9 protein-coding genes are annotated in these 7,210 nt (G+C 71.0%); all 9 read right to left on the bottom strand.

The window, feature by feature from the left end; translation table 11 throughout:
- Positions 1–237: hypothetical protein (locus VFZ20_RS15870; protein WP_329684889.1), on the bottom strand; the 237-nt coding region annotated here is incomplete at its 3' end.
- Between the two features lie 130 nt (positions 238–367).
- Entirely contained in the window at positions 368–547 is a 180-nt protein-coding gene (locus VFZ20_RS15865; RefSeq protein WP_329684888.1) for a hypothetical protein, read from the bottom strand.
- A 508-nt stretch (positions 548–1,055) separates the two neighbouring features.
- Positions 1,056–3,227, bottom strand: coding sequence for an Ig-like domain-containing protein (locus VFZ20_RS15860; RefSeq protein ID WP_329684887.1), 2,172 nt, complete (start codon positions 3,225–3,227; stop codon positions 1,056–1,058).
- Positions 3,228–3,836: 609 nt separating this feature from the next.
- Positions 3,837–4,217: a nuclear transport factor 2 family protein gene (locus VFZ20_RS15855; RefSeq protein ID WP_329684886.1), complete on the bottom strand. Its 381-nt coding sequence runs from the start codon at positions 4,215–4,217 to the stop codon at positions 3,837–3,839.
- Positions 4,214–4,477 carry a hypothetical protein gene (locus VFZ20_RS15850; protein WP_329684885.1) on the bottom strand — a complete coding sequence of 88 codons (264 nt, stop codon included), beginning with the start codon at positions 4,475–4,477 and terminating at the stop codon, positions 4,214–4,216. Before VFZ20_RS15850 ends, VFZ20_RS15855 begins: the two co-directional genes overlap by 4 nt.
- Before the next feature lie 40 nt (positions 4,478–4,517).
- Positions 4,518–4,964 (bottom strand): DoxX family protein, encoded by a 447-nt coding sequence (locus VFZ20_RS15845; RefSeq protein WP_329684884.1) that lies wholly within the window; start codon positions 4,962–4,964, stop codon positions 4,518–4,520.
- Positions 4,965–5,513: 549 nt separating this feature from the next.
- The gene (locus VFZ20_RS15840) at positions 5,514–5,999 is read right to left on the bottom strand and encodes an SRPBCC family protein (protein ID WP_329684883.1); all 486 of its coding nucleotides are present in this window, start codon (positions 5,997–5,999) and stop codon (positions 5,514–5,516) included.
- Between the two features lie 71 nt (positions 6,000–6,070).
- Entirely contained in the window at positions 6,071–6,562 is a 492-nt protein-coding gene (locus VFZ20_RS15835) for an SRPBCC family protein (protein WP_329684882.1), read from the bottom strand.
- Entirely contained in the window at positions 6,559–6,900 is a 342-nt protein-coding gene (locus tag VFZ20_RS15830) for a metalloregulator ArsR/SmtB family transcription factor (protein ID WP_329684881.1), read from the bottom strand. Before VFZ20_RS15830 ends, VFZ20_RS15835 begins: the two co-directional genes overlap by 4 nt.
- Between the last annotated feature and the right edge of the window lie 310 nt (positions 6,901–7,210).

Raw genomic sequence — 7,210 nt, 5'->3', positions numbered from 1 at the left:
CGCGCGCAGCCGCGCCGTCAGGGCGGGCGTGTGCGCCAGGGTGCGCATGGCCTGCTGCCGGGCGTGGATGCCCGGTGCCGCCAGTGCCGACAGCTGGTCCGCGACGGCGCGCAGGCGGCCCTCGGCGGCGTGGACGGCCGTCTGCTTGACCTCGGCGTGCGCGAAGAACACGCCGCCCGCCAGGATGGCGGCCAGCAGCGCCGTGATCAGCAGCGGGAGCTTGTGCTCCAGCGACAAGCCGCGGCGATCGGGGTGGGGCGTGGAACCGGGAGTGGTAGCGGGCTGCGACACCATGCACGCGTCCTTGCCGTGTGCCGGAAACCGCGTGCGGGCGTCCCGGCGAGGGTGGGGAACGGATTCGCTCAACTTATGCCGTCGCGCCGGATCCGCCAACCCGCGCCCCGGCATCGGCGAACGGCGGATGCGACGCTCCGCGGATTCCTGTCGCGTTCCGCGCGTCCCGCATCCGCCCGGCGTACGCCCGCTGCCGGTTGGCGACGATATCCATCACCGGCACCTGCATCGGCGACGTCGGATTCATCAGCATCCGTCCAGTATCGGCCGGAGATGGCGTCCAGTAAATAGACGGTGCTCCCCGTCCCGGGAGTGCCCGCGAGCGTCGTCGTGGGGAAGCGCCTGCCTGGAATCGCAGAGGAGCGCCCGCGTGGAACTCGCATTCGCACAAGGCTTTGGGCGCGAATGAAGGATCTTGTGTGCGAAGCGTGAGGCCGGATTGCGTGCGTCAGAGCCGGCGTGTCGCTTTGCGGGCAAGATCCTTCGTCGCCGCCACGGATCGCGCCCGGGCAGGGATCACGCGGCGGCTCCTCAGGATGACGCTCTATCCGCGGGATCAAGGGTTCAACACCTCTGATGCCGCTGTTTCAACCTCCCCCAGGGGTTTTTGGGGGAGGTGGGCGAGTTCCGCGAGCCCGGAGGGGGCGCTCGCGCAGGGCCTGCCCTGGCTTCCATCAGCGAACGTCGGCGTGGAGAAAAGACGAAACCGGCGAGGAGCGCGCCTCGCCGGTCTCGGAACCGTCAGTCGTCCGCCGAAGCCGTCAGGGGACGGCGATGCGCGACGGGAGGCCGCGGGCCTGCAGGTCCTCCGTCGTCACGTTCGTGTAGTTGTCCGCGCGGTCGCTCAGGCCGATGCGAACCACGACGATCTCGCCGTTCACCTCGGCCGTGGGGGCGATCACGCGGCAGGTCCACGTGCCGGACGTGTGCGACACGGCCACCGAATCCGCCGAGCAGGTGTTGATCCGGCTGAGCGAGCCGCCCGGGCTGGCGATCTCGATGCCCGTGCGGTCGATGCCCGAGCCCACGTCCGTGGCCGTGAAGCGCGCCACCAGCCAGTGGCCCGTGGGCGCGCTCTCCAGGGAGAGCGTGAGCCCCGTGAGCACCGGCGCCACCCTGTCGTACGCCAGGTTCTCGACGAAGAACTGGATGTCGGGCGGATACCGCCGCGCCAGCATCTCCGCGCCCGTGTGCGTGGTGACGTTGCCCAGCTTGTCGCGCGCGCTGATGGGGTCCAGCGTCCAGGTGCCGTGCCCCGCGTTGGGCGGGATGGGCAGGTCGCACGACCAGAGCGCGTTCCAGTCGGGCGCGCCGTCCTGCCTGGTCAGGTTGCACGACGCCGTCTGCACGCCGTCGGGGGCGCGGGCCGTAAGGCGCACGGCCGCCACGCCGTCCGGGTCCTGCACGCTCCAGAACTGGATGGTCAACCGGTCGCCGGGGCGCACGGGGTAGGGACCGTCCAGGATCTGGATGCCGCCGAACGTGGGCCCGGTGTTGGTGGACGGTGACGGGGAGACGGTCACCGTGGCCTGCGCGACGAGCGAATCGACAAGGGCGCGGATCTGCGTGGTGCCCACCTTGCGGCCCGACACGAAGCCCGTGTCCAGCCGCGCGATGGTGGAATCCAGCGTGACCCAGCGCACGGCCAGCCCCGTGACGGGGTTGCCCGACGCGTCCTCGGCGATGGCGCGCACGCGGGTGGACGCGCCCACGGTGAGCGCGATGGACGCGGGATCGATGCGCAGCCTGACCGCGCGCGGCGCCGGCGCGGGGGTGACCTCCACCGTGGCCGTCGCGGTGAGCCCCGCCACCTGCGCGGTGATGACGGCGCGGCCCGGCGCCACGCCCGTCACCACGCCGCCGGCGCTGACGGTGGCGATGGTCGGGCTGGAGCTGCTCCACGCCACGTCGCCCGGGGGCACGCCCACGCCGGCGCCGTCCAGCAGCGAGGCCGTGAGCTGCGCCGACGCGCCCACCTGCAGCCGGAGCGAGTCCGGCGTCAGGCGCAGCACGCCGCCCGTGGCCGTGCCGGCGCTGGCCGTGACGACGATCGTGCCGCCCACGCCCGCCACGCGCAGGCTCTGGGTGCTGGCGTCGGGCCCCAGCGTCCACGCGGCCGACGCGTAGCCGCTGGCGTCCGTCCGCGTCTGCCGCGGCGACGCGCTGCCGCCGTCCTGCGGGAGGAAGTTCAGGATGGCGTTGGGGACCGGGTCCCCGTCGCCGTCCACGACGCGCACCCGCACGGAGTCCGCCAGCGTGGCGCCCGGCGCGGCGGACTGCCCGCCGCCGCCGGCCAGCAGCAGCCGCACGCCGTTGTTCCGCGCGCTGTCGGCCGCCGCGGCGCCGTTGCGGCTGTCCTCGAACTGCACGGGCGCCTGCACGTACACGCGAAAGCTCACGCTGCTCGCCCCGGGGGCGTACACCAGCTGCCACCGGATGGGCGGGGTGACGGAGTCGGGCCGCAGCACCTGGGCGTACTCGAAGTACGGCTGGGCGTTGCCGGTGAACCAGCCCATGCCGGAGGCGTTGGCCACCTCGCCGGGGATGCCGCCGGGCTGCGAGACGGGGTCCGCGGCAAAGAACACGCGCACGCCGCCGGCCAGCGTCTCGCCGTCGCGGGTGCCCAGCGCCTGGTCCATCAGGTTGCGGACGGTCACGTCCAGCTGCAGGGTGTCGCCCAGGGTCTGCAGGCCGGCGGAGCTGAGGACGACGAGGTTGTTCTGCCCGCCCAGGATGGCGCCCCTGGCACCGCCCAGTCCGGGCGCGGGGGAGTCGCAGCGCATTTCGGCGCCGTCCAGCGGCACCACGCAGTCCAGGGCCTGTACGGCCTGCGCGGCCGGGGGAACGTCGGTGTCCAGCGGGTGGCCGTTCTCGCCGCATGCAGCGGTGAACGCCAGGGCGGCCAGCCCCAGCGCGAGCGTGCGGATCTGCATCGAAGCGGTGCTCCTTGGGAGGGCGTCCGTGGGCCTGGTGCCGTGGGGGAACGGACGCCGCCCAGCGCAAATCGCGTGCACTGCTGCGGGCCCGAGTATCAGCTCGTCGCCATGGGAGCGGGGGAGGGGTGAAGATGCCGAATCACCCGGCGGAGCCAGTCCGCATCTGGATGCCGGACGATCGGCAGGGGGGACGGCTTCGTTGCGCGTCGTAGAAACAGATGGCGCGGAAAGGCGATGCCGCTCGCCAATACCGGGCGCGATCGCTCGGCCGCGCCATCTTGGGCACGTAGCCCGAGATTGAAGCTGGGTGCATGGATGCTCGGCGTTCTCGCCGAGCCAAGGCGAGGCGCATCGCGGATTTCGTGGGGAGCATCATCCGGTCGCCTCCATTCATCCGCCTCCGTTCGTCCGCCTCGTCGGCAGGCTCCGCGCGGACGCCCCCTCCGCTCGCCAAGGCTCGCACCTCCCCCAATAACCCCTGGGGGAGGTTGAACTGCGGTGGCTTTCATCCCGCAGGGTGCACGCAGTGCCGAATGACTCAGGACGACGCATCACAGGCGGGTCTGCCCCAAAGCGACGTCAGACGCGGATTATATCCGTCGATGTTCAGCCTGCGTCCGCAGCGCCGGCGGCGGTGTCCCGCGCGCCGGGGATGAAGCCGAAGAAGACCTCGATGGACCGGATGCGGCCATCCGCCACGCGGAACAGCTCCGTGTTGCGGAACGTGCCGCCCGGCTTGCCCTCCGTCTCGTACAGCGCGAACGCCTCGTCGCCCTCTGCGAAGATCTTCATCGGCAGCTGGAACCGGAACGTGCCTGCGTGCACGAAGCAGCGCTCGAAGTACGCGGCGCGGTCGATGTGGTCGTCCCACGGGCTGGTGAACGTAAAGTCGTCCGCCAGCAACGCCTCCATCGTCTCCCGGTCCGCCGCCTGCGACGCGGCAAAGTAGCGGCGCGCGAGGCTCGCGACGTCGTTGTCCCCCATCATCCCTCCCCTCGAATGCGGTTGGCCGATGCGTCCACCGGCGCGGGGCGCGCGTTCCAGGCGGCGGACAGCTCGTCGGCGTAGCAGGTGAGCAGCGACTCCGTGCGGGGCCGAACGCGGCACGCGTCGTTGCCGCAGGTGATGCGGATGCTCTCGATGAGCCACGGGTCCGGCTCCAGCGTGGCCGCGCTCCCGCAGAAAGGGCAGGGGAGCAGCGGGCCCACGTTGGCCAGCGGCAGCGGCGCGCGCGCGATGGCGATCATGCTCAGGGTTCCTCCGGGTCGAGTTCGGCGATCGTCCGGTCTACGCGCCGGCGGGGCGCAGCGCGTGTCCGCGCGCGGCACCCGCGCGCCGGGCCAGCACGCGGTCCAGGCTCCAGGCGCCCGCGCCGGCGGCCACCAGGTACAGGAAGAAGAAGCAGTACATCACCGCGGGCACGCCGCCGTTGGTCGACGGCCAAACGCCCTGCGGCTGGTGGAACTGGAAGTACGCCACGGCCATCTCGCCCGCGAGGATGAAGGCCGTTGGCCGCGTGAGCAGCCCCAGCACGATGAGAATGCCGCCCACCAGCTCCAGGACGCCGCCGATGCCGATCTGTGACATCAGCTCGATGTCGGGCGCGTTGGGCATGGGGTTGGCCGGCCAGTTGAACAGCTTCATGCTGCCCGCCTGGATGAACATGAATCCCGCGACGATGCGGAAGACGGCCAGCATGCGGTCGCTCCAGGGCGAGGGCTCGTAGATCGACATGGTTCCAACGGGGGCGCGGGGTTCCAGGGTTCCCGGCCGGTCTCTCCGGCCGGGCGCTACAGGTACGACGAACGAGGTGCGGCGATTTCGACACGCGTCCGGTGACGGCTTTCGGGGGGATGCGGACGGATCGCGCGGCGGGCGAAAGTCATCCTCATTGGGATGGATCGCGCCCGCAGCGGCCCGCCCCTCCCCGGCCCCTCCCCGCTCGTTCCTCGCGGGGAGGGGAGAACTGCTTTGACGACTTCGACTTGATGTCCCGAGGAGGCGCCGCGCGCTCCTGCCGTCGCACGGACCCGTGGCGCCGACCGAAGGATCTCCCGTCCCGTGCCCGGCGGCTGCTTCCGCGCGCCGATCCGTCCCGCACGGGGTCCCGCGCACGGGTGCGACCGTCAGGTGGATCGCCGGCAAGATCCTTCGGGGCCACATGCATCCGGGCCGGTCTGGGTCCGCGAGGGCCCCTCAGGAAGACAACTCGGCATTCACCGGATGGCGGCTCGCCTCCACGTCGGAGCGGGCGCGCCGATCTCTACATCAGCCGGGGTGCAATCAGGACTGGCGCATGCGCTCCAGGTGGGCCGCCAGCTTGGCCATCGTCTGGTTGCCCAGCTCCACCGCGCCAAAGGAGATCACGCCGTCGCGCTGCGCCTTGCTGTTGAACAGCATCCGCTGCGTCACGCGCGTGCGGCCGCCCAGGTCGTCAAAGCGGATGGTCACGTGAAAGGCGCCCGGATCGTTGTCCACGTCCTCGCCGTGCAGGTAGACCAGGCGCTCCGGCGCGGCCACCTCCTGGTAGGTGATGCGGTTGGGATACTCCGTCCCGTCCGGCCCGTGCATCATGAAGCGCCAGCGGCCGCCCGTGCGCACGTCGATCTCGTAAACGGTGTTGGTGAAGCCGTCCGGCCCCCACCAGTGGGGGAGGTGCGCGGGATCGGTGTAGGCCTGGAAGACGAGCTCGCGCGGCGCGTCGAACTCGCGCGAAAGGACGATCTCCCGGTCCGTCGTGTCGCCGGGGTGCGTGTCCGTGGTGGTCATGGTCGGGCTCCGTGGTGCGTGGAGGAACGGTGTGCGTCCGGCGCCGTGCCGGACGCGGGATCAAATCGTTTTCAGCCGCGGGCAAGCAGCGCCGCCAGCCGGTCCAGTCCCTCGTGCCAGCCCTGCACCTCGCCCTGGTCGCGCTCCAGCCCCGCCTGCCGCACGGTGACGCGCGTGCCGTCCGCCACCGCGTCGAACGAGACGGTGATGGTCATCTGCCCGGGAAAGCCGGGGCGCTCCACGCGCGCGCCGTCGGCGTCGCTGAACCAGAAGGTGAACGCGAGGTGCTCCGGCGGCGTGACCTCGTCGAACGTGCCGCCCACCCACACGTCCTCGTAGTCGCGATGGCTGTGCTGAAAGTGGAGCGCACCGCCCGGCCGCGCGTCCATCCGCAGGAACGGCATGGTGGACTCCGTGGGTCCGAACCAGCGGGCAAAGTGCTCGGGCTGCGTCCACGCGCCAAACACCCGCTCGCGCGGCGCGGCGAACGTGCGGGTGAGCACCAGCACGCCGTCGTCCCAGCCGACGGCGGTGGCGTTGGAGTCCTGAATCGCTGTGGTCATCGTTCTTCTCCCGGGCTTTGGAGTTCACGGAGGTACGCATCCAGGCGGTCAAAGCGCTGCTCCCAGTGCGCGCGGTACTGCTCCACCCATCCTTCCACCTGCCGAAGCGGCTCCGCCTGCAGCCGGCACGGACGCCACTGCGCCTCGCGGCCGCGCTCGATGAGCCCCGCCTTTTCCAGCACCTTGAGGTGCTTGGAGATGGCCGGCATGCTCATGTCGAACGGCTCCGCGAGCTCGGTGACCGTGGCCTCGCCCCGGGACAGGCGCGCCAGGATGGCCCGTCGCGTGGGATCGGCGAGCGCGGCGAACGTCGCGCTGAGTGGATCGGTCTCGGTCATGTTACTTAACCGGGTGGTTATTTAACTCATCGGTAAAGTGCGGGTCGGAGGTGCGTGCGTCAAGGGGGATGATCGAAGCGGTTGCGGCGGATTGTGAGGGAAAGCGGCGGATCTGATTCGGGGGATTGAAGTTACGGGAGACGAGCGGAGGAGAGGCGGAGAGGCGGAGAGGGCGGAGGGCTGGGATCACGAATCAGGGCAGCGGTTCGGGAGGAGGATGATTCCCGTCGCTGGCGCGACGGGGGGCCCTCTCCCCCGACCGCCTTTTTGCTCGTTCCTCGCAACGGCGGTCGACCCCTCCCCCAACTTC

The organism is Longimicrobium sp. (assembly GCF_036280135.1).
Classification (GTDB): Bacteria; Gemmatimonadota; Gemmatimonadetes; order Longimicrobiales; family Longimicrobiaceae; genus Longimicrobium.
The sequence above is the reverse complement of the archived record's forward strand: the minus strand, read 5'-3'. Positions and strand labels throughout refer to the sequence as shown.

Bases quoted from the DNA above. Each gene is read 5' to 3' on its own strand.
- VFZ20_RS15865 (WP_329684888.1), bottom strand. From the start codon at position 547: ATGCTGATGAATCCGACGTCGCCGATGCAGGTGCCGGTGATGGATATC.
- VFZ20_RS15860 (WP_329684887.1), bottom strand. From the start codon at position 3,227: ATGCAGATCCGCACGCTCGCGCTGGGGCTGGCCGCCCTGGCGTTCACC.
- VFZ20_RS15855 (WP_329684886.1), bottom strand. From the start codon at position 4,217: ATGATGGGGGACAACGACGTCGCGAGCCTCGCGCGCCGCTACTTTGCC.
- VFZ20_RS15850 (WP_329684885.1), bottom strand. From the start codon at position 4,477: ATGATCGCCATCGCGCGCGCGCCGCTGCCGCTGGCCAACGTGGGCCCG.
- VFZ20_RS15845 (WP_329684884.1), bottom strand. From the start codon at position 4,964: ATGTCGATCTACGAGCCCTCGCCCTGGAGCGACCGCATGCTGGCCGTC.
- VFZ20_RS15840 (WP_329684883.1), bottom strand. From the start codon at position 5,999: ATGACCACCACGGACACGCACCCCGGCGACACGACGGACCGGGAGATC.
- VFZ20_RS15835 (WP_329684882.1), bottom strand. From the start codon at position 6,562: ATGACCACAGCGATTCAGGACTCCAACGCCACCGCCGTCGGCTGGGAC.
- VFZ20_RS15830 (WP_329684881.1), bottom strand. From the start codon at position 6,900: ATGACCGAGACCGATCCACTCAGCGCGACGTTCGCCGCGCTCGCCGAT.